This window comes from Streptomyces sp. G7(2002) (assembly GCF_028870195.1).
In the GTDB taxonomy this organism is placed as follows: domain Bacteria; phylum Actinomycetota; class Actinomycetes; order Streptomycetales; family Streptomycetaceae; genus Streptomyces; species Streptomyces nigrescens.
Genome location: NZ_CP102609.1, coordinates 8,332,328 through 8,352,092, shown reverse-complemented (window position 1 = coordinate 8,352,092; position 19,765 = coordinate 8,332,328). Strand labels below are relative to the sequence as shown.

18 protein-coding genes are annotated in these 19,765 nt (G+C 70.5%); 10 read left to right on the top strand and 8 right to left on the bottom strand.

Going from position 1 to position 19,765, the window contains the following annotated elements:
- The first annotated feature begins 40 nt into the window (after positions 1–40).
- The 3 genes from NUT86_RS35775 (at position 41) to NUT86_RS35765 (ending at position 3,674) form a co-directional block, all read left to right on the top strand.
- Complete coding sequence (locus NUT86_RS35775) at positions 41–1,084, top strand: ABC transporter substrate-binding protein (protein ID WP_274739512.1); 1,044 nt, start codon at positions 41–43, stop codon at positions 1,082–1,084.
- Between the two features lies 1 nt (position 1,085).
- Positions 1,086–2,291, top strand: a complete 1,206-nt coding sequence (locus tag NUT86_RS35770) for an LLM class flavin-dependent oxidoreductase (protein WP_274739510.1) — start codon at positions 1,086–1,088, stop codon at positions 2,289–2,291.
- A gap of 180 nt (positions 2,292–2,471) precedes the next feature.
- On the top strand, positions 2,472–3,674 hold the full coding sequence (locus NUT86_RS35765; protein WP_274739509.1) for an NAD(P)-binding domain-containing protein: 1,203 nt from the start codon (positions 2,472–2,474) through the stop codon (positions 3,672–3,674).
- On the opposite strand, the gene NUT86_RS35760 is transcribed toward NUT86_RS35765, so the two are convergent.
- The 6 genes from NUT86_RS35760 to NUT86_RS35735 all read right to left on the bottom strand — a co-directional run bounded on the left by NUT86_RS35760 (position 3,635) and on the right by NUT86_RS35735 (position 10,439).
- Positions 3,635–4,228, bottom strand: a complete 594-nt coding sequence (locus NUT86_RS35760) for a GTP-binding protein (RefSeq protein ID WP_159484739.1) — start codon at positions 4,226–4,228, stop codon at positions 3,635–3,637. The genes NUT86_RS35765 and NUT86_RS35760 overlap by 40 nt on opposite strands.
- Positions 4,209–4,583, bottom strand: coding sequence for a DUF742 domain-containing protein (locus NUT86_RS35755; RefSeq protein ID WP_018088595.1), 375 nt, complete (start codon positions 4,581–4,583; stop codon positions 4,209–4,211). The genes NUT86_RS35760 and NUT86_RS35755 overlap by 20 nt, the downstream gene beginning before the upstream one ends.
- Before the next feature lie 10 nt (positions 4,584–4,593).
- Positions 4,594–5,001, bottom strand: coding sequence for a roadblock/LC7 domain-containing protein (locus NUT86_RS35750; protein ID WP_018088594.1), 408 nt, complete (start codon positions 4,999–5,001; stop codon positions 4,594–4,596).
- Positions 4,998–7,448: a sensor histidine kinase gene (locus NUT86_RS35745; protein ID WP_274739506.1), complete on the bottom strand. Its 2,451-nt coding sequence runs from the start codon at positions 7,446–7,448 to the stop codon at positions 4,998–5,000. Before NUT86_RS35745 ends, NUT86_RS35750 begins: the two co-directional genes overlap by 4 nt.
- A gap of 168 nt (positions 7,449–7,616) precedes the next feature.
- A complete protein-coding gene (locus tag NUT86_RS35740; protein ID WP_274739504.1) occupies positions 7,617–8,381 on the bottom strand; it encodes an MHYT domain-containing protein in 765 nt (254 codons plus the stop codon).
- Positions 8,382–9,116: 735 nt separating this feature from the next.
- Entirely contained in the window at positions 9,117–10,439 is a 1,323-nt protein-coding gene (locus NUT86_RS35735; RefSeq protein ID WP_274740732.1) for an MFS transporter, read from the bottom strand.
- A gap of 122 nt (positions 10,440–10,561) precedes the next feature.
- Between NUT86_RS35735 and NUT86_RS35730 the strand changes: the two genes are divergently transcribed.
- The 3 genes from NUT86_RS35730 to NUT86_RS35720 are packed head-to-tail and all read left to right on the top strand — an operon-like array spanning position 10,562 to position 13,457.
- Entirely contained in the window at positions 10,562–11,314 is a 753-nt protein-coding gene (locus NUT86_RS35730) for a (Fe-S)-binding protein (RefSeq protein ID WP_274739503.1), read from the top strand.
- Positions 11,311–12,801, top strand: coding sequence for a lactate utilization protein B (locus tag NUT86_RS35725; RefSeq protein WP_266444924.1), 1,491 nt, complete (start codon positions 11,311–11,313; stop codon positions 12,799–12,801). The genes NUT86_RS35730 and NUT86_RS35725 overlap by 4 nt, the downstream gene beginning before the upstream one ends.
- A complete protein-coding gene (locus tag NUT86_RS35720; RefSeq protein ID WP_274739501.1) occupies positions 12,798–13,457 on the top strand; it encodes a LutC/YkgG family protein in 660 nt (219 codons plus the stop codon). The genes NUT86_RS35725 and NUT86_RS35720 overlap by 4 nt, the downstream gene beginning before the upstream one ends.
- A gap of 92 nt (positions 13,458–13,549) precedes the next feature.
- On the opposite strand, the gene NUT86_RS35715 is transcribed toward NUT86_RS35720, so the two are convergent.
- Both NUT86_RS35715 and NUT86_RS35710 read right to left on the bottom strand, forming a co-directional pair.
- Positions 13,550–13,933, bottom strand: coding sequence for a hypothetical protein (locus tag NUT86_RS35715; RefSeq protein ID WP_078518555.1), 384 nt, complete (start codon positions 13,931–13,933; stop codon positions 13,550–13,552).
- 306 nt (positions 13,934–14,239) lie between these two features.
- The gene (locus NUT86_RS35710) at positions 14,240–15,400 is read right to left on the bottom strand and encodes an NAD-dependent formate dehydrogenase (RefSeq protein ID WP_148589818.1); all 1,161 of its coding nucleotides are present in this window, start codon (positions 15,398–15,400) and stop codon (positions 14,240–14,242) included.
- A gap of 356 nt (positions 15,401–15,756) precedes the next feature.
- On the opposite strand from NUT86_RS35710, the gene NUT86_RS40745 reads away from it, so the two are divergent.
- The 4 genes from NUT86_RS40745 to NUT86_RS35695 all read left to right on the top strand — a co-directional run bounded on the left by NUT86_RS40745 (position 15,757) and on the right by NUT86_RS35695 (position 19,622).
- Positions 15,757–16,035, top strand: a complete 279-nt coding sequence (locus NUT86_RS40745; RefSeq protein WP_159484749.1) for an FmdB family zinc ribbon protein — start codon at positions 15,757–15,759, stop codon at positions 16,033–16,035.
- Positions 16,036–16,113: 78 nt separating this feature from the next.
- Positions 16,114–16,752 carry an AmiS/UreI family transporter gene (locus tag NUT86_RS35705; RefSeq protein ID WP_020397710.1) on the top strand — a complete coding sequence of 213 codons (639 nt, stop codon included), beginning with the start codon at positions 16,114–16,116 and terminating at the stop codon, positions 16,750–16,752.
- A 24-nt stretch (positions 16,753–16,776) separates the two neighbouring features.
- Entirely contained in the window at positions 16,777–18,027 is a 1,251-nt protein-coding gene (fmdA, locus tag NUT86_RS35700) for a formamidase (RefSeq protein WP_159484751.1), read from the top strand.
- A 143-nt stretch (positions 18,028–18,170) separates the two neighbouring features.
- Positions 18,171–19,622 (top strand): hypothetical protein, encoded by a 1,452-nt coding sequence (locus NUT86_RS35695; protein WP_229837887.1) that lies wholly within the window; start codon positions 18,171–18,173, stop codon positions 19,620–19,622.
- Positions 19,623–19,765 lie beyond the last annotated feature (143 nt).

Below are 19,765 nucleotides of genomic sequence, written 5' to 3'. Positions count from 1 at the left end.
CCGTTCCACCATTCCAAGATTGAAACGGACACAACACCCCATGAGAGCACGCCACCTCGCCCCAGCCGCCCTGCTGCTTCCGTTCACCCTGCTGCTGGCCGCCTGCGGTGGTTCGTCGCGGGCCGAGGGGGGCGGCGGGACCGGGAGCGGGACCGACGGCAAGGGCTCGCTGACCCTCAACGTCGGTGACCAGAAGGGCGGTTCGGAGGCGTTGCTGCGGGCCGCCGACGAGCTGGACAACCTTCCGTACAAGATCAAGTGGTCGACGTTCACCTCGGGCCCGCCGCTGCTGGAGGCGGTCAACGCCGGGGCGGTGGATGTCGGCGCTGTCGGCAACACCCCGCCCGTGTTCGCCGCCGCGGCGAAGTCGAAGATCAAGGTGATCGCCGGGTCGCACAGCAGGTCGGACGGCGAGACCATCCTGGTGAAGAAGGACTCCCCGCTCAAGCGGCCGGCGCAGCTGAAGGGCAAGTCGGTCGCCGTGGCCCAGGGCAGCTCCGCGCACTACCAGCTCGTCGCCTCGCTGAAGAAGGCCGGGCTGACGGCGAAGGACGTCACGCTCAACTACCTTCAGCCGGCCGATGCGCTCGCCGCGTTCACCAGGGGGAAGGTGGATGCCTGGGCGGTGTGGGACCCGTATACCTCGCAGGCCCTGGATCAGGCCGATGCGCGGGTGCTGACCACCGGTCAGGGCCTGGTCAACGGGCTCAGCTTCCAGGTTGCCGCGCCGGCCGCGCTGGACGACAAGAAGAAGTCGGCGGCGCTCAAGGACTACACCGACCGGCTGCGGCGGGCACAGAACTGGGTGTTCAAGCACCCCGACGTCTGGGCGAAGGCCTGGGCGAAGGAGACCGGGCTGCCGGAAAAGGTGGCGCTGGACGCGGTCAAGCGCACCCGGGGGACGGCGGTCGCGGTGGCCGTGGACAAGGCCGCCATCGCCTCCGAGCAGCAGATCGTCGACTCGTTCGCGGCGCTGAAGCTGATCCCCCGCTCCTTCGACTTCGGGGAGTTCGTCGACCCCCGTTTCAACGGTGACCTGCCGCCTTCGGGCACGGCGCCGCGTACCTATGGAAAGGCCCACTGAGATGTCCGTACACCTGCATTGGTTTCTGCCGACCGGCGGCGACGGGCGGACCCTCGTCGACCGGCATGCCTACACCGACGGCGGGATCCGGCGTGACCGCATCACCCCAGTGAGCGGGGTACGGGCCCCGGACATCGAGTATCTGGCCCAAATCGCCAAGGCCGCCGAGCAGTTGGGGTTCGAGGCGGTGCTGACACCGACCGGTACGTGGTGCGAGGACGCCTGGCTGACGACGGTGGCGCTCACCCAGGTCACCGAGCGGCTGAAGTTCCTGGTCGCGTTCCGGCCGGGGGTGATCTCGCCGGTGCTGGCGGCGCAGATGGCCGCGACCTATCAGCGGATCTCGCGCGGGCGGCTGCTGCTGAATGTGGTGACCGGCGGCGACTCGACCGAGCAGAAGCGGTTCGGCGATCATCTAGGCCATGACCGGCGGTATGCCCGTACCGATGAGTTCCTGCAGATCGTACGGGGCGTGTGGGGTGGCCGGCCGTTCGACTTCCAGGGCGAGCACTACCAGGTCGAGGGCGGTCTGACCGCGCTGCCGCCGGACCCGCTGCCGCAGATCTTCTTCGGTGGCTCGTCCGCGGCCGCCGGGCCGGTCGCCGCCCGGAATGTGGATGTGTATCTGACCTGGGGCGAGCCGCCCGAGGAGGTCAAGCAGAAGATCGACTGGATTCGCGGGCTGGCGGAGAAGGAGGGGCGTACGGTCCGGTTCGGCATCCGGTTGCACACGATCTCGCGGGACTCGTCGAAGGAGGCCTGGGCGACCACCGGCCGGCTGCTGGACGACCTCGATCCGGAGACGGTGGCGGCCGCGCAACAGGCGCTGGGCAAGAGCGAGTCGGTGGGGCAGCAGCGGATGCTGGCGCTGCACGGCGGCTCCCGCGACAAGCTGGAGATCTCGCCCAATCTGTGGGCGGGGGTCGGCCTGGTGCGCGGTGGCGCCGGGACCGCGCTGGTCGGCAGCCATGCCGAGGTGGCGGATCGGATCGAGGAGTACCACTCCCTGGGCATCGAGCACTTCGTGCTGTCCGGCTATCCGCACCTGGAGGAGGCGTACTGGTTCGGCGAGGGCGTCCGGCCGGACCTGGCCGCCCGGGGGCTGCTGGATGCGGGCCCCGCTCCTCTGGACGGTGTACCGGCGGCCAATGGCCGGCCCGCTTCCGCGCCGGGTGGTGCACCGCTGCTGATCGCCGGCGGTCGCTGAGCGTCATGGGGGTCGCTGTGGCTTGGCCGAGGGGAAGCGGCACCGCTCCTCATCGGCCCGGCCACGGCGCTCCCGGGGCTGGTATGGACCACCCTGTCGTACGGAGCGGCCGGCCGGAGCCCCGGAAGGACCGGTGCGTCCCACGGGAAGACCCGACCCCCTCCCCCGGTTAGTAGAAGCATGAACTACACCGGGGTGCGTGAGGTCGAGGTCGTGGTGGTCGGTGCCGGGCAGGCCGGCCTGGCTGCCGCCTTTCATCTGCGGCGGGTCGGCTATGAGCCGGACCGGGACTTCGTGGTGCTCGACCACTCTCCACGCCCGGGCGGTGCCTGGCAGTTCCGGTGGCCCACGCTGACGTACGACAAAGTGCACGGGATGCATGCGCTGCCGGGCATGGAACTGACCGGCGCCGATCCGCGCCGCCCGTCGTCCGAGGTGATCGGCGGGTACTTCGACGACTACGAGCGGACCTTCGGGCTGCGGGTGCACCGGCCGGTGAGCGTGACAGCGGTGCGTGAGGAGGGTGGGCTTCCCGCCTGGACGAAGCCTGTCGTAGCCCGTGCGGGGTCTCTCGGGGCCCTTACGGAGTCTGTCGGGGCACTTGAGGGAGGGCGACGGCTGCTGGTCGAGACGACGGAGGGGGACTATGCGGCGCGGGCGCTGATCAATGCGACCGGGACCTGGGACCGGCCGTTCTGGCCGCGGATCCCCGGGCAGGAGGTCTTCGGCGGCCGTCAGCTGCACAGTGCGCAGTACCGGGGGCCGGAGGCGTTCCGTGCGGCGCGGGTCGTGGTGGTGGGCGGCGGGACGTCGGCCGTACAGCAGCTGCTGGAGATCGCGCCGGTGGCGGCCGCCACGACCTGGGTGACCCGCCGGCCGCCGGTGTTCCGCGAGGGGCCGTTCGGCGAGGAGCAGGGCCGGGCCGCGGTCGCGCTGGTGGAGGAGCGGGTCCGGCAGGGGCTGCCGCCCCGGAGCGTGGTGAGCGTGACCGGGCTGCCGATGACCGAGGCGATCCGGCGGGGGCGGGAGAGCGGCGTGCTGGAGCGGCTGCCGCTCTTCGAGCGCCTGACGCCCACCGGGGCGGTCTGGGGCGACGGGCGCACGGTCGAGGCCGACGTGATCCTCTATGCGACGGGCTTCCGCCCCGCCCTCGACCACCTCGCCCCGCTCCGGCTGCGCGAGCCGGGTGGCGGAATCCGGATGGAGGGCACCCGCACGCTCCGTGACGCGCGGGTGCACCTCGTCGGTTACGGGCCGTCGGCGAGCACCATCGGCGCCAACCGGGCCGGCCGCGCCGCGGCCGTCAGCATCCGCGGAATGCTGACGGAGGACTCTCAACCAGCCTATGAAGAAACGGAGTTGGCGGGGAGTCTCGCCTCGTAGGACGAGGCCGCGTGCTCCACCAGACCGATCAGCACCTCCTTGCAGGACGCGCGCTCCCGGGCGTCGCACAGCAGCACCGGGGTCTCCGGATCGAGGTCCAGGGCCCGGGCCACCTCCTGCGCCTGATGGGCGCGGACGCCGTCGAAGCAGTTGACGGCGACGACAAACGGGATGCTGCGGTGCTCGAAGTAGTCGATGGCCGCGAAGCTGTCGGCGAGCCGCCGGGTGTCCGCGAGCACCACCGCGCCGAGCGCGCCCTGCGCCAGCTCGTCCCACAGGAACCAGAACCGGTCCTGTCCCGGCGTACCGAACAGATACAGCGCCAGGTCGTCGTGGATGGTGATCCGTCCGAAGTCCATGGCCACGGTCGTCGTGGTCTTCTGCTGGACCCCGTCGAGCCGGTCGACGGGGCGGCCGGCCTCGGTCAGCCGTTCCTCCGTGTTGAGCGGGCGGATCTCGCTGACGGAACCGACGAGGGTCGTCTTGCCCACGCCGAACCCTCCGGCCACCAGGATCTTGAGGGCCATGAAGGAGTCAGAGCGCGCGGAGTCCATCGATCACTTCCCTGAGTATGTGCGCGTCGGGCAACTGGGCGGGCGGCACGGGGCGGTTGACGCGGATCAGCCCCTCGGCCAGGAGATCGCTCAGCAGCACCCGGACCACGCCCAGGGGCAGCCCGGAGTCGGAGGCGACCTCGGCGACCGGGCGGGGGCGTTCGCCGCACAGCGTGAAAATCGTGTGCTGCTCGGGCGACAGCGCGGGGGCCTCGTCCGGGCGGGGTTCGGCCTGCACCACGGCCATCAGATCGAAGGCCGCACTGCTCGGCCGGGCCCGCCCGGCGGTCATCGCATAGAGCCGGACCATCGGCCCCGCTTCGTCGTCGTACCAGCGCGGGGTGGAGTCGGTCATGGCAGGCCGGTCACTCCGATCCTGCGCGCACGGGGGTACCGAGGTGTGCGCCGACCTGCTTGACGAGCCGGGCCATCTCGTAGGCGACCAGGCCGATATCGGCCTCGGCATCGCCGAACACCGACAGGCACGAGCCGTCGCCGGCCGCCACCACGAAGAGGAAGCCGCCCTCCAGCTCGACCATGGTCTGGATGACCTGGCCGGCCGCGAAGTGCCGGCCCGCTCCCTTGGCGAGGCTGTGGAAGCCGGAGGCGATCGCCGCGAAGCGCTCGCTGTCGTCACGGGTCAGTCCGCTGGACGTGCCGACGGCCAGGCCGTCGCCGGAGAGCACCACGGCGGAGCGGATCTCCAGCACACGGGAGACCAGGTCGTCGAGGAGCCAGTTGAGTTCGCCGGACAGCTGCTGGTCGACGGTCATGGTGTTTCTTCTCCTCGTGATGCATTGTCGTTCGTCCCGTTCGGGTGCCGCGGGCCCTGCGGGTGCGGCTGCTCCTGCGGCTCCCGAGGCGCGGGCTGCGGGTGCTGGGGAGGTGTGGCCCCGCGGCCGCGCGCCCAGCCGGCGCGCAGCGACGCCATGGTGGCGCGGGCCTGTTCCGGAGACCGGCGCGGTGCGGGTGTGCCCTCGGTGCGCGGCACCCACTCGGGCTGCTGGTCCGGACTCGTCCGCAGCTCGGGCGCCAGGTTGGCCTGGCGCACCCGGCGCGGCAGAACGGCGTCCGTGTCTGCCGCGGTGTCGGACGGCGGTGCGGGGGTGGAGGCGGCGGGTGCGCGGTGCGCGGGCGCGGGGCGTTCCGCCGCTGTGCCGGGCGCGGGGTGTTCCGCCGCTGTGTCGGCCGCGGCGGGCGGGAGCGCGTTGCGGCGTGGCACCACGGCCGGCGGGACCCGGTGTGCGGCCGGCCGCCGCCGGTGGAAGAGCGAGGCACTCTCCTCGGACGGCTCCGGGCTCCGCGCGTCCGGCGTCTCCTCGTCCGCTCCCGCGGCGAGCAGGGCGTCGGGCACCAGCACCACGGCCGTGATGCCGCCGTACGGTGAGGGCTGGAGGGCCACCTTGACGTGCCTGCGGTGGGCGAGCCGGTTGACGACGAAGAGACCGAGCTGTTCGGTGTCCAGCAGGTCGACCTCTTCGGCGTCCTGTATACGGCGGTTGGCCTCGTCGAGCGCCTCCTTGTCCATACCGAGGCCGCGGTCGTGGATCTCCACGGCGATACCGGCACCGACCCGTTCGGCGCGCACCTGCACCGTGGTCTGCGGCGGCGAGAACATCACCGCGTTCTCGACGAGTTCGGCCAGCAGATGGGTGAGGTCGGCGACCGCGCCGCCGATCAGCCGGGCGTCGACGAGGGCCTGCACCTCGACCCGCGGGAAGTCCTCCACCTCGGCGACGGCCGCGCGGACCACGTCCAGCAGCGGTACGGGATGGCGCCAGCCCCGTCCGGGCGCGGCGCCGGAGAGGATGATCAGGCTCTCGGCGTGCCGCCGCATCCGGGTGGTGAGGTGGTCGAGCCGGAAGAGGTCCTCCAGTTCCACCGGGTCCTCGGTACGGCGTTCCATGGTGTCCAGCAAGGCGAGCTGGCGGTGCAGCAGCAGCTGGCTGCGCCGCGCGAGGCTCACATAGACACCGGAGATACCGCTGAGGGCCTCGGCGCGGCCGGCCGCCGCCTGGAGCGCGGCACGGTGCACCGCCACCAGGGCCTCGCCGACCTGCCCCACCTCGTCGCGGCCGGTGCCGCGCGCGCCGAGCGGGGCGACGGCGTCGATGTCCACCTTCTTGCCCGCGTGCAGCAGACGCATGGCGGCGGGCAGATCCCGGCGGGCGACCCGTAGCGCGGAGTTGCGCAGCTCCTCCAGCTCGACGACCAGCCGACGGCCGATCTTGACCGAGATGAGGAGCGAGAGCAGGACGCCGGCCAGGCCCAGGGCGACGGCGATCCCGGGTCCGCCGAGGGTGCCGGCGGACAGCGGGTCGGCGTCATGGGCCGCCCCGGTGCTCGCGGCCCGCTGGGCGGTCCGCAGGTCGTGCAGGACGGTGTCGCTGACATCGGTCCAGTGCACGGCGGAGACGGCGGTGGCGGCCGGGGTGCCCGCGCCGGCGTCCCGTACGGCGTTCTCGGCGGCGCGCAGTTCGCGGTAGGCCGCGCCGTCCAGGATCCGGTGGTAGGCCGCGGCGTCATGGGGCCGCAGATCGTCGACGGCGGCGGTGAACAGTGCGCGCTGGGTGTGCACCGCGCCGGTGAACGCGTCGAACTGCCCCGGTGACATCCGGCCGGAGAGCTGGGCGGCGCCGAGGACCGCGTCCTCGCGGGCGAGCGCCTCGCGGGCCCGGGAGAGTTCCAGGACGACGCGCACCTCCGAGGAGACCGCCGTCTTCTCCAGGCCGGTCAGCGCACCGACGGTGGCGAGACCGTCCTCGACGACGCCGGTGTAGCCGGCGACCAGACGGTCCCGGTCGGGCTTGTCCCCGTCGACGCGTCCGCGCAGCGCGGCCAGCCCGTCGGCGTCGTGCAGCAGCCGGTCGATACGGCCGGGCAGCTGGGGGTCGACGGCCGCCACGTCGGCGCTGCCGGAGGCGATGCCGTCCCGGAGGTCGACCGCGGCGGAGTCGGTGGCCCGCTGCCGCTCACGCAGCGTCTGCTGTCGTCCGGGATCAGGGGAGGCGAGGGCGCGTGCCGCGGCGCTGCGTTCTTCCTGTACGGCGGAGACGAAGTCCCCGACCGGGGCGACCAGGGTGGCGTTGACGTCCTTGAGCCGCTGGAGATCGGAGACGTTCCGCGCGGTGGTGACGGTGGCGAACGCCCAGAGGGCGATCAGGGACACCACGGGGACCATGAGCAGCGCGACGATCTTCGCGCGCACCGATCGGGGCATCAGGCGAATACGGTAATCCGCGGTGAATTCCGGGGACTTGGCAGCTGCGGGCAGCGCATGTCTGGGGCAGCCGCTCCCGGGCGGCTGGGCCTCCCCTGCGGGCCCGGAATGGTCCGGGGTCTGTCGTCTGTGCATGAATTCCTCAACAGGTCGGGCGAGATGGGGAGTTCAGTGCTCGTGCAGCGAATCGACGGAGGCGGCTGCAGCACGTTCGCGGGCGGTCGGGGACAGAGCGACAAAGGCCGCTGTGAGGAAGAGAAATGAACCGAGTGCGACGGCCAGCGGAAAGATGAATTCCATTGCGACGACACCCGGCAACGGCGCACGGCTGGGCGTCAATTCGATGCGCACGGCAGCCATTCCGGTGTAATGCATGCTGCAGACGGCGAGCCCCATGACGAGGGAGGCCACGGCCGCGCCGACGGTGCCCCGCACGCTGAGCGCGGCCCACAGGGCGGCGGTGGCGGCGCCGGCGGCGATGACGACCGAGAGCGCGACCAGGGCCGGGTCGAAGTCGACGTGCCCGTGCAGCCGCATGGCGGCCATGCCCAGGTAGTGCATGGCCGCCACGCCGACACCGGTGCCCAGCCCGCCGAGCAGCAGCGAGCGCAGTCCGGGGGCGCCGTAGCCCACGGTGAAGACGCCGGCGCCGACGACCACCATGGCGATCAGCAGGCTGAGCACGGTGAGCGGGACGTCGTAGTGGACCGGGCTGCCGGTGACCCCGAAGCCGAGCATGGCGATGAAGTGCATGGTCCAGATGCCGGAGCCGATGGCGACGGAGGCGGTCAGCAGCCAATTACGGCGTGAGCGCCCCTCGGCCGCTCGCGCCCTTACGGTGCAGCGCAGGCCGAGGGCGGATCCCACGCATGCCATGGCATAGGCGAGAACCGGAGATATCCAGCCCGCGCTGAAGTGGTGCAGGTGGCCCACGGAGTTTCCTTTCGCGTATTCGGTTCGCGGCGACGGACGCTAACACGTGATCGTCTTGTGAAACTCGGACACCGGCACCGAGGGATTCCGGCGGGAATATGGAGTTCTTGACGCACCGTTTCGCTACCGGCGAGTTCAGTGATCTCACTTTCGGGTATATGTCCGCCCTTGCCCGGGCGCCCGGCACTTCTGATTGCACGTCAATTCCAGGCGAATACCGCCCGGCTGCATTTCAGCAATGAGATCGAAAATGAGAAAGGTCACGCGCGGCGCGGCCACTGTGTCCGCACAAGCACCGCCATGCCCCCTCAAAGGCCGGCAGGGGTGCCATAGGGGACATCGCGAGGACTCCACACGATGCGAACAAACGAACGCGGGAGCGAGTGTTCGCCGGTAAGCATGATCGAAGAGGGAAGGCCTTCAATTGACTCGCAGCGACGAGCCATGATGACGGGGCGCGAGCGACGTGCTGCAGACCGTTACCGCGCCTCCGGTCGATATCCCTTGCTGGGCCGGAGAGTTGAGTCCCCCGACTTCAAGGAGACGAATCCCCATGGACATCCTCACCCATCTGCTGGCCAACATCCTGCACTTCGTGGGTTGGCTCGTCTGACAGACCACATCCCCAAGGCGCCGCCCGTCCCTGTCCCGGGACGGGCGGCGCCTTCGTGTCCGCCGGGCCGGGGCCTGTCCTCGGGATCAGCCGCGGGGCCGGGCTGATCCGCACGACAGGCCCTACTTGTCCAGTTTCTGCCGGGCCGTCTCCGGCAGCGTCAGATAGACGAAGAACGACACCAGGCACAGCGCGGCCACGTACCAGGGGAAGAGACCGGCGTGGCCGGCCTGCTTGAACCAGGTGCCGACGTACGGGGCGGTGCCGCCGAAGAGGGCGACGGTGAGCGAGTACGGGAAGCCGATGCCGGCGGCCCGCACCCGCGCGGGGAACACCTCGGCGTTCACGGCCGCGGCGACCGAGGTGTATCCGGTGAGCAGCACCATCCCCGCGCACTGCACCAGCAGGAGCGAGACGAACGCGTCGGTGACCAGGTGCAGCAGCGGAACGGCCAGGACGGCGAAGCCCAGGGAGAAGCCGAGCAGCAGCGGTTTGCGGCCGATACGGTCCGAGAGCATGCCGCCGAGCGGCTGGAGCAGCGCGAAGAAGACGAGCGAGAGGGTACCGACGGTGAGCGAATCACCCTTGTCGAAGCCCGCGTTGACCTGCGCGTAGGTGGGCAGGTAGGTCGTCCATGTGTAGTAGGCGATGGTGCCGCCCGCGGTGATGCCGCAGATGAGCAGCGACTGGCGGGGGTGGCGGCGCAGCGCCTCGAAGAGGCCTGGTCGGTCGGCCGTCTGCTGCTTGGCGTCAGGGGTCTCCGCGGAGTGGAGGGTCTCCTGGGCGCCACGCCGGATCCACAGTCCCAGCAGGCTCAGCAGCGCGCCGAAGAGGAACGCCACCCGCCAGCCCCACTGGCCCATCTGCTGCTCGGTGAGCAGCGCCGCGAGCAGGGCCGCGGTCCCGGACGCCAGCAGCTGGCCGGCGGTGGTGGACACGTACTGGAAGCTGGAGAACAGCCCGCGCCGGCCGGGCCCCGCCGATTCGACGAGGAAGGTCGTGGAGGCCGCGAACTCACCGCCCACCGACAGGCCCTGCACCAGACGGGCGATGACCAGCACGAGCGGTGCCAGCAGTCCGGTGGTCGCATAGGTGGGGGTGAGCGCGACCAGCAGGCTGCCGCCGCCCATCAGCAGGATGGTGAGGGTCAGTGCGGTCCGTCGTCCGCGGCGGTCGGCGATGGCGCCCATCAGCAGTCCGCCGACCGGCCGCATGAAGAAGCCGACCGCGAAGACCGCGAAGGTCGAAAGCAGCGGTACCAGGGAGTTGCCGGCGCCCTCCGGGAAGACCTGCCCCGCGAAGTAGACCGCGAGGAAGGAGTAGGCGTACCAGTCGTACCACTCGACGGCGTTGCCGATGGAGGCGGCGGCCAGCTGCCGCAGCTGTGAGGGCGGGCGGGCGCCGCCGGGCGCCCGGTCCTCGGCTATGTGTCCGGCGTTCGACATGGTCCTCCGCTCCCGGTTCTTCTCCTCGGCCTGCTGCTGGGGCAGGATGAGCCGACAGGTGATCATGTACCGCGGAAGCGGATGGCCGCCAGAGGCCGGAGCGGCCGAAAGGAGATGGCAACGTGCGTGTAGCACTGTTCGTCACCTGCATCAACGATCTGCTCCATCCGCGGACGGGGCAGGCGGTGGTGGCGCTGCTGGAGCGGCTGGGGGTGGAGGTCGACTTCCCCCACGGGCAGAGCTGTTGCGGTCAGCCGCAGTTCAACACCGGATACCGCCATGCGACCGAGCCGTTGGTGCGCCGCTTCGACCACGCGTTCCGCGACTACGAGTATGTGGTCACCCCGTCCGGTTCCTGCGCCGCGATGGTGCGGGACAACTATCCGCGGATCGGGGCGAAGGCGGCGGCAGAGGGGCGCGGACGGGAGCTCGCCGACGCGGCGGCGCTCGCGGTGCCCAAGACGTATGAGCTGACCGAGTTCCTGGTGGATGTGCTGAAGGTGACGGATGTCGGCGCCTATTACCCGCATACCGTCACCTACCACCCCACCTGTCACGGGCTGCGGATGCTGGGACTGGGCGACCGGCCGCGGCGGCTGCTGGAACAGGTCAAGGGGCTGGAGCTGCGGGAGCTGCCGGGCGCGGAGGAGTGCTGCGGGTTCGGCGGCACGTTCGCGGTGAAGAACGCGGCGGTGTCGGCGGCCATGGGGGCCGACAAGGTCCGCAATGTCCTGGGCACCGGCGCCGAGGCGGTCTGCACGGTCGACAACTCCTGTCTGCTGCACATCGGCGGGACGCTGGCCCGGCAGGGCTCGCCCGTCCGCCCGGTTCATATCGCCGAGATCCTGGCCAGTACGGAAGGGGGCGTGCGATGAGCGGCACCTACCTGGGCATGCCGGACTTCCCCCGGGCCGCGGCCGCCGCCACCCGCGACACCCGGCTGCGTGCCAACCTCACCCACGCCACCCACACCATCCGTGACAAGCGGGCCAAGGCCGTTGCCGAGCTGGACGACTGGGCGCAGCTACGGGCCGCGGGCGCCGCGGTGAAGGACCGTACGCTGCGCCATCTCGACCACTATCTGGAGCAGCTGGAGGCCGCGGTCGTCGCCGCGGGCGGGCAGGTCCACTGGGCGGTGGACGCGGACGAGGCCAACCGGATCGTCACCCGGCTGGTGCGGGAGACCGGTGAGCGCGAGGTCGTCAAGGTCAAGTCGATGGCGACGCAGGAGATCGGGCTGAACGAGGCACTGGCCGAGGCCGGCATCCGCGCGTACGAGACGGATCTGGCCGAGCTGATCGTGCAGCTCGGCGACGATCTGCCCTCGCACCTCCTGGTCCCCGCGATCCACCGCAACCGCTCCGAGATCCGCGACATCTTCCGCCGGGAGATGGGGAGTTGGGGGCGGCCGGCACCCGAGGGGCTGTCCGACTCCCCCGCCGAGCTGGCCGAGGCGGCGCGGCTGCATCTGCGGGAGAAGTTCCTGTCCGCGAAGGTCGGGATCTCCGGCGCCAACTTCATGGTCGCCGAGACCGGCACCCTGGTCGTCGTGGAGTCCGAGGGCAACGGCCGGATGTGCCTGACCCTTCCCGAGACGCTGATCTCCGTCGTGGGCATCGAGAAGGTGGTGCCGCGCTGGCAGGACCTGGAGGTCTTTCTGCAGCTGCTGCCCCGCTCCTCCACCGCGGAGCGGATGAACCCGTACACCTCCACCTGGACGGGCACGACGGACGGCGACGGGCCGCGGACCTTCCATCTCGTACTGCTCGACAACGGGCGCACCGACACCCTCGCCGACACCGTCGGACGGCAGGCGCTGCGCTGTATCCGCTGCTCGGCCTGTCTGAACGTCTGCCCGGTCTACGAGCGGGCCGGCGGGCATGCGTACGGCTCGCCGTACCCCGGCCCGATCGGCGCCATCCTCACCCCGCAACTGCGCGGAATCGAGGGTGCGTTGGAGGCTTCGCTGCCGTATGCGTCGTCACTGTGCGGGGCCTGCTACGAGGTGTGCCCGGTCGCCATCGACATCCCCGAGGTGCTGCTGCATCTGCGCGAGCGGGTCGTCGAGGGCGGGCCGGTCACCCGGCGCGGGGCGCGGACCGTCCTCCAGCCGGCCAAGGGGCATGCCGCGGAGCGGGCCGCGATGCGCGCGGCGGCCTGGGCTTTCGATCACCCGGGCGTGCTGCGTGCCGGGGCGCGGCTGGCGGCCCGCACCCGGCGGCTGCATCCACGGCGGCTGCCGGGGCCGGGGCGCGCCTGGTCGGCGACGCGTGAACTGCCCGCGGTACCGGCCGAGTCCTTCCGCGACTGGTGGCAGCGCACCCGCGGTACCTCGTCCGAGCGGCAAGGAGGCGCCAAGTGAGCAGCCGGGACGTGGTGTTGGGGCGGGTGCGCCGGGCGCTGGCGGATGTGCCGCGCGGTGAGGGGCCGGACGATCCGCCGGTGGTGCGCGACTATCACCGGGTGCACGGGCCCCGTACCGCCGCGCAGGACGTCGACCTGCTCGCGGAGAATCTCGCGGACTACCGGGCGCTGGTGCATCGCAGCACCGCCGGGGAGCTGCCGTCGCTGATCCGCCGCCTGCTGGCGGAGCGCGGGGCACGGACGGTGCTGGTGCCGCCGGGCCTGGATGCCTCGTGGACGGCCGGCGCCGGGGTCACCCTCGTCGGGGACCGCGCATCGAGCACGCCCCGGGAACTCGATGCCGTGGACAGTGTGCTGACGGGCTGTGCGGTGGCCATCGCGGAGACCGGCACCCTCGTCCTGGACGGCGGCCCCGACCAGGGCCGGCGTCGGATCACGCTGGTGCCCGACCATCACCTCTGTGTCGTCCGGGTCCCTGACCAGGTGGTCGGCTCGGTGCCGGAGGCGCTGCCGCGGCTGGCGCCGGAGCGCCCGCTGACCTGGATCTCCGGCCCGTCCGCCACCAGCGACATCGAACTCGACCGGGTGGAGGGAGTGCACGGGCCGCGGACGCTGGAGGTGATTCTGCTGGCCTCATCGCGAGCGGCGGACTGAGGGCTGCCCCGTAGGCAGTGTGCGGACGCGGGAAAGCACTGAGGGAGCCCCCGTGCGGGGGCTCCCTCGGTACGCGCTCGGACTCGTGCGCGTCAGAGCTTTCCGCCGATCTCGCACGCCCGGCACGGCGGCCGGCCGCAGGTGCACTGCATGATGGCCTCGAGCACCTCACGGTCGTGGTAGAGGCACTCGTCCTTGCAGGTGTGGCGCGGGATGAAGCCCGCGGGGATCTCACCGGGCCACGGCTCGTGGCCGTCCCGGCAGCGGAGGAACCGCTCGGGGTCGGTGGAGTGCAGGTCGTGCATGGTCGACCGGGCCTCGTCCTCCAGCTCCCGCACCCGCTCCACCAGGCTCCTGAGCTCGGCAGCAATGCTGGAGTACCGGTCGGAGCCGGTCCGCACATGTGCGGACCGCAGCGCCATGGCCGCGTTACCCAGAAATCTGCCGGCATCCTGCAGGTCGGTCACGTGATGCATCTGAATGCCGTTCACGCCTCGTACCCACACGGCGTCCGTGCTGCTCACTGATCCACCTTCCCGGCGTTGACCTTGGTTTTCTTGCGAAACAGTATGCGCGGCGCCGTTGCCTTCGCATAAGGGAAAATCCAACTATTTACGGACGCTAAAGGTCTCACCTCGCGCCCGTCCAGGAATTTCGGCGTGAGTCCGCTCACAGGAGGGTGGTAGATCTTTCTGCTGGAATTCCTCCAAGAATTCTGGATCTTTCAAAGACCACTGAATAACTTCCGGCGATTTCTCGTGCGCCGCGGCCGCCCTGTGCTCTCAGGCGACCGTGTACGAGCGTGCTCCCGCCCCGGCGAGCCCGCCGCCGTCGACGATCAGGTACTCCTGGCGGACGGGGCGCCCGTCGAGCCAGCACTCCAGGATCTCCCGGGCCCCGGCGGCGTAGCGGGCCTGCGCGGACAGCGTCGAACCGGACACATGGGGTGTCATCGCCTCGTACGGCATGGTGCGCCAGGGATGGTCGGGCGGTGGCGGCTGCGGATACCAGACGTCACCGGCGTAACCGGCCAGCTGTCCGCTGTTGAGGGCCCTCACCACGGCGTCCCGGTTGACGATGAGCGCGCGTGCGGTGTTGACGATGTACGCACCGCGCTTCATGGCTCCGATCAGCTCGTCGTCGAAGAGGTTCTGCGTCTGCGGGTGCAGCGGAGTGTGGATCGACAGGACATCGATCGAGGAGGCCAGCGAACGGACGTCGGGGTGATAGATCAGTCCCAGCTCCTCCTCGACGCCCTTGGGCAGCCGGTGCACATCGCAGTAGTGCAGGGTGACGCCGAACGGCTTGAGGCGGCGCAGCACCGCCTGGCCGATACGCCCGGAGCCGAGGACGCCGACGTCCATGCCTTCGATGTCGTAGGCGCGCGACACACTGTCCGCGATGTTCCAGCCCTTCTGGGTGGTCACCCAGTCATGGGCGGGCAGGTAGTTGTGCACCAGGGTGAGCATCTGCATGACGGCGTGCTCGGACACGCTGATGCTGTTGCTGAAGGTCACCTCCGCCACCGTCATGCCGTGGGAGATGGCGCTCGGCAGGTCGACGTGGTCCGACCCGATTCCGGCGGTGATCGCGAGTTTGAGCCGGGGGGCCGCTGCGATGCGCTCGGGGGTCAGATAGGCGGGCCAGAAGGGCTGCGAGATCACCACGTCGGAGTCGGGCAGCTCACGGTCCAGTGCGGAGCCGGCCCCTTCCTTGTCGGACGTGACGACGAAGGTGTGGCCCCGCTCCTCCAGGAAGCGGCGCAGTCCCAGTTCTCCCGAGACGCAGCCGAGCAGCTGTCCCGGGGTGAAATCGATGGCTTGCGGGGTCGGCGCGGTCTGACCGCCCGGATAGCCGGTGATGGTGGGGATCTCGTCGCGGGCGTAATCGGGGGGATAGCCGCCCACGGGGTCCGGATAGAGCACCGCAAGAATCTTTGCCATGGCCGTCCTCCATCGGTGGGGGGCCATTGCTCCTGTAAACCGGCGGGTCATCTTGGACCAGGACGGTTCGCCGGTGATCTTGAATTTTAGTCGAGTGGGCATCGGCGCTGCAATGCCCGTCGACAAGGGACGAACTGTGCCGGTGGATAGGGATACAGCGCAGCGGGAGCGGTGATCACCCGGCTCGCCACCGGGGCGTTCCGGCAAAGGCCGGGCCCCAGCCGTCAGGGACTTGACATGTGGATCTACGAGACGTCTCCTTGAAAGAGACGAAGTGGATTGTGGCGCACGCTGATCGAGGCGCGCCGCACCCGCACTCGGGTTGACCAGCGTCCACCGGCATCCGGAGGCTGCTGATGGCAACCTATGAATATCTATGCAGCCGCTGTGGGCCCTTCGACGTGAAGTTGGCGATCGGTACGGCGCCCAAAGCATATGGCTGCCCTGTTTGCGCAGGCGCCGCGAGACGCGTGTACTCCTCGCCCGGCCTCACGCTGACCTCGCACACGGTCGCCGCCCTCCAAGACCGGGAGGAGCGGGCCCGTGAGGCCCCGGCAGTGGTCTCCGAGGTGCCGCCACGCACGAGGGTGCCAAGGCGCCCGCATCCCGCGCTCTCCCGGTTGCCGCGCCCCTGAGGGCGGTGGTCGGCCAGGCAGAACGTCGCAGGCGGGCTTCGCCGATTCCGCCCACGCGGACTGAGGAGGTGCGTCCCCGTGGGTAACGTGGGACTGCTCTTTGTCGGTGCGGTGCTCTTCCTCAACGGAATGCTGTTGCTCGGAAAGGTCGATGGCCGGGCCGCAGCGGTGTTCAACCTTTTCGTAGGCGCACTGCAGGTGCTGACGCCGACCTACCTCATCATTGCCGCCGCTGGTGATCCCACCAAGATCCTGGCGGTATCCGGCATTTACCTGTTCGGCTTCACCTACCTCTATGTAGGTATCGGACTGCTCGCCGGTCTCGACACCACCGGCGTCGGCTATTACTCGTTGTTCGTGGCCGTCGCGGCCCTGGGATACTCGTTCGCCAGCTTCCATCTCCTGAAGGACTACCCCTTCGGCGTGATCTGGCTCTACTGGGCATTCCTATGGTTCCTGTTCTTCCTGCTGCTCGGTCTGAAGTTGGACAGACTCACCACCTATACGGGCTATGTCACGGCAATCGAGGGCTGGGTCACCGGCGTGATTCCCGCGGCGCTGCTGCTCTCCGGTTACTGGAAGCACCCCACCGAGACCGCCATCGCACTCGCGGCCTTCGGCGTGGTGGTGTTCGTGGCGCTGTGGCCGCTCACCCGGAAGTCGCGGCAGAAGCCCCCTGCGGCCCCGGAGGCCGAAAGCGCGGGCGCACCAGCGTGACCGGACCAGAAATGAGGAGCTGTCATGCCCGAAATTGTCTTCACAGTGGACCAGAGCAAGTCGATGCGTGACCAGGACGTCCCCGGGCACAACAGGTGGCACCCGGACATCCCCACCGTCGCCATGGTGAAGCCGGGAGCGGAATTCCGCATGGAGTGCCGCGACTGGACCGACTGCCAGGTCGGCAACAACGACTCCGCCGACGACGTACGTGACATCGACCTGACCATCCCCCACATGCTCAGCGGCCCGATAGGCGTGGAGGGCGCCGAACCCGGTGACCTGCTCGTCGTCGACATACTCGACCTCGGCCCCGTGCCGCAGCAGACCGGCGACGCGGCGGGCCAGAGCTGGGGCTACACCGGCATCTTCGCCAAGGCCAACGGCGGCGGCTTCCTGACGGACTACTTCCCGGACGCCTACAAGGCCATATGGGACTTCCACGGACAGCAGGCGGTCTCCCGCCACCTTCCCGGGATCCGCTTCACCGGGATCACCCACCCCGGTCTCTTCGGAACCGCTCCGTCCACCGAGATGCTCGCCCGCTGGAACACCCGCGAGAAGGCACTGATCGACACCGACCCGAACCGGGTCCCGCCACTCGCCGTACCGCCGGACAGCTCCCATGCGCTCGCCGGCACGGCCACCGGAGACCTCGCCACCCGCATCGCCGCGGAAGGCGCGCGTACGGTGCCCGCCCGCGAGAACGGAGGCAACCACGACATCAAGAACTTCACACGCGGTTCGCGGGTCTTCTACCCCGTATACGTCAAGGACGCCAAGCTTTCGGGAGGCGATCTGCACTTCAGCCAGGGCGACGGTGAGATCACTTTCTGCGGCGCCATCGAGATGGGCGGCTTCATCGACTTCCACGTCGAACTGATCAAGGGCGGCATGGAGACGTACGGCATCACCACCAACCCCGTCTTCATTCCGGGCAACGTCGAGCCGCGGTACACGGAGTTCCTCACCTTCATTGGTGTCTCCGTCGACCACGACACGGACACGAACTACTACCTGGACGCGACGCTGGCCTACCGCCGGGCCTGCCTCAACGCCGTCGAGTACTTCAAGAAGTTCGGCTACAGCGGAGAGCAGGCCTACCTGCTGCTCGGCTCCTCGCCCATAGAGGGACGCATCAGCGGCATCGTCGACATTCCCAATGCCTGCTGCTCGCTGTACGTACCCACCGCCATGTTCGACTTCGACGTCCGCCCCTCCACTGCGGGCCCGATGAAGGCCGACCGCGGCCAGTGCGCGATGGCGAGCGCCTGACCGGATCGCGGCGAGGGCCCCGCAGCCCCTGGAGGACTGCGGGGCCTCGCCCTGCTGGGGGGCGATGACCGGGGGCGATGGCCGGGAAGGGCTGCGACAGGTGTGCGACCCCGCTGTCAGTGGGGATTCCTACACTGATCGGGATGCCCTTCGCACAGGCCGTGCGGGGGCGCGCGCCCGGGGGGAGGGAGCAGCAGATGGTGCTGCGGCAGGACTTACCACCACAGCGTTCCGGTGCGGCCGACCAGGCGCCCGTGCCGGACCCCGGCCCGCCCTCCGACGACGCTCCGCGGGCCCTGGCCCCGTCCCGGCTGCTGCCCTGGCTGGGGCGGCTGGGCGTTCCGGCCGCCGCGTTCGCGGTGTTCCAGGCGCTGTTGGGGATCCTGCCGCAGAATCTCGCGGGTGAGGCGGCGCGCTACTGCGTGGCGGCGACCGCCGGTGTCGGTGTCGGCGCCGTGGTGTGGCTGGCGGCTGCCCTGCTGCGGGCGCGCGGTGCGGCCGCATCCGCCGTGCCCCCGCCCGTCCCCGTGCCCTCCCCCGCCGGGTCGCTGCCCGAGCTGGTGGACGGCACCTACCAGGCGTTGCGGCGCGGCCTCGCGGTGATCGAGGTGCCCGGCCGCGGGCCGCTCACCGGCTGGCCGCACTCCCTCGCGGAGAGCGAGCCGCCGGTGCATCCGACGGCGTTCGGCACGGCGTACGGGCTGCATCTGCTGCTCGACATCGCGCCGTACGACGGCCGAATACGGGCCGGTGAGGTCGCCGAGACGCTGTGGCGGCTGCGGCTTCCCGGCGGCGGGTGGGCCGCCCGTTCCCAGGGCAGCGGGGCGCGCCCCGAGGTGTCCGCGATCGTGCTGGGTGCGCTGGCGCGGGCCGGTGCCGATCCCCGGCTGCTGGAGGCCGAAATACGCTCCTGCGAGGTCCTGTGGGACCCGGACCATGACGCGTCGGGGCTGGCGAACACCTACGTGGTCACGAATGTGCTGCGCGGGCTGCTGCGGGCGGCGCCCGGGGCCACCGCGCTGGGCGGACTGCGTGAGGTGCTGGTCAACGGCGCCACGGCCGATCCGGCACGCGACCACCATCGCTGCTGGGGCGCGGCGCTGGCCACCGGCCACGGAAATCCGGCGCCGTCCGCGGTGCACACCGCGCGGGCGGTGGTGGCGCTGGACCGGGCCGCACGGGTGCTGGGCGAGGACGAACGGCAGCGCACGGTGCGCGAGGAAGGGCTGCGCTGGCTGCTGGCCGGACCGGAGGCGCCCGGGGGCGGCGCCGCCGATCTCCAGAACTGTCAGGAGGAGGTACGGCGGCCGGTCCAGGAGGATCCGCTGCATCAGGAGCTGCTGTCCGTACGGCACTTCGCGGCCGCGTGGGTGGCCCGTGCGCTGATGACGGACGGCGCCCGGCAGGTGGCGGCCGAGGAGGTGGGGCTGCCGGTGTGGGAGGCGCAGCTGACCGCTGCCGTGGCGCGGGTGCACGGGATGCAGCAGGGCGGGGTGTGGCGGTGGGACGACGGACCCATGGGCCATCCGGTGTGGATGGCGTATCAGGGCCTGTCGGTGCTGCGGCGGTATGCCCTGATGGTCTGCCGGCCGTGAGGCGCGCCGGGTTCGGTTCCGAGGAGCGGTCGGCGAGGTGATGTCCCGGGCCGGTGCGGTTCAGGAGGCCGGTGCGGCGGGGCCAAGGGGACAGTGCGGGGCCAAGGGGACGGTGCGGGGCCAGGGGGCGGTGCGGGACCAGG

Excerpts from the sequence above, each read along its gene's own strand:
- NUT86_RS35775 (WP_274739512.1), top strand. The coding sequence starts at position 41 with ATGAGAGCACGCCACCTCGCCCCAGCCGCCCTGCTGCTTCCGTTCACC.
- NUT86_RS35770 (WP_274739510.1), top strand. The coding sequence starts at position 1,086 with ATGTCCGTACACCTGCATTGGTTTCTGCCGACCGGCGGCGACGGGCGG.
- NUT86_RS35765 (WP_274739509.1), top strand. The coding sequence starts at position 2,472 with ATGAACTACACCGGGGTGCGTGAGGTCGAGGTCGTGGTGGTCGGTGCC.
- NUT86_RS35760 (WP_159484739.1), bottom strand. The coding sequence starts at position 4,228 with ATGGACTCCGCGCGCTCTGACTCCTTCATGGCCCTCAAGATCCTGGTG.
- NUT86_RS35755 (WP_018088595.1), bottom strand. The coding sequence starts at position 4,583 with ATGACCGACTCCACCCCGCGCTGGTACGACGACGAAGCGGGGCCGATG.
- NUT86_RS35750 (WP_018088594.1), bottom strand. The coding sequence starts at position 5,001 with ATGACCGTCGACCAGCAGCTGTCCGGCGAACTCAACTGGCTCCTCGAC.
- NUT86_RS35745 (WP_274739506.1), bottom strand. The coding sequence starts at position 7,448 with ATGCCCCGATCGGTGCGCGCGAAGATCGTCGCGCTGCTCATGGTCCCC.
- NUT86_RS35735 (WP_274740732.1), bottom strand. The coding sequence starts at position 10,439 with ATGTCGAACGCCGGACACATAGCCGAGGACCGGGCGCCCGGCGGCGCC.
- NUT86_RS35725 (WP_266444924.1), top strand. The coding sequence starts at position 11,311 with ATGAGCGGCACCTACCTGGGCATGCCGGACTTCCCCCGGGCCGCGGCC.
- NUT86_RS35715 (WP_078518555.1), bottom strand. The coding sequence starts at position 13,933 with ATGCATCACGTGACCGACCTGCAGGATGCCGGCAGATTTCTGGGTAAC.
- NUT86_RS35710 (WP_148589818.1), bottom strand. The coding sequence starts at position 15,400 with ATGGCAAAGATTCTTGCGGTGCTCTATCCGGACCCCGTGGGCGGCTAT.
- NUT86_RS40745 (WP_159484749.1), top strand. The coding sequence starts at position 15,757 with ATGGCAACCTATGAATATCTATGCAGCCGCTGTGGGCCCTTCGACGTG.
- fmdA (WP_159484751.1), top strand. The coding sequence starts at position 16,777 with ATGCCCGAAATTGTCTTCACAGTGGACCAGAGCAAGTCGATGCGTGAC.
- NUT86_RS35695 (WP_229837887.1), top strand. The coding sequence starts at position 18,171 with ATGCCCTTCGCACAGGCCGTGCGGGGGCGCGCGCCCGGGGGGAGGGAG.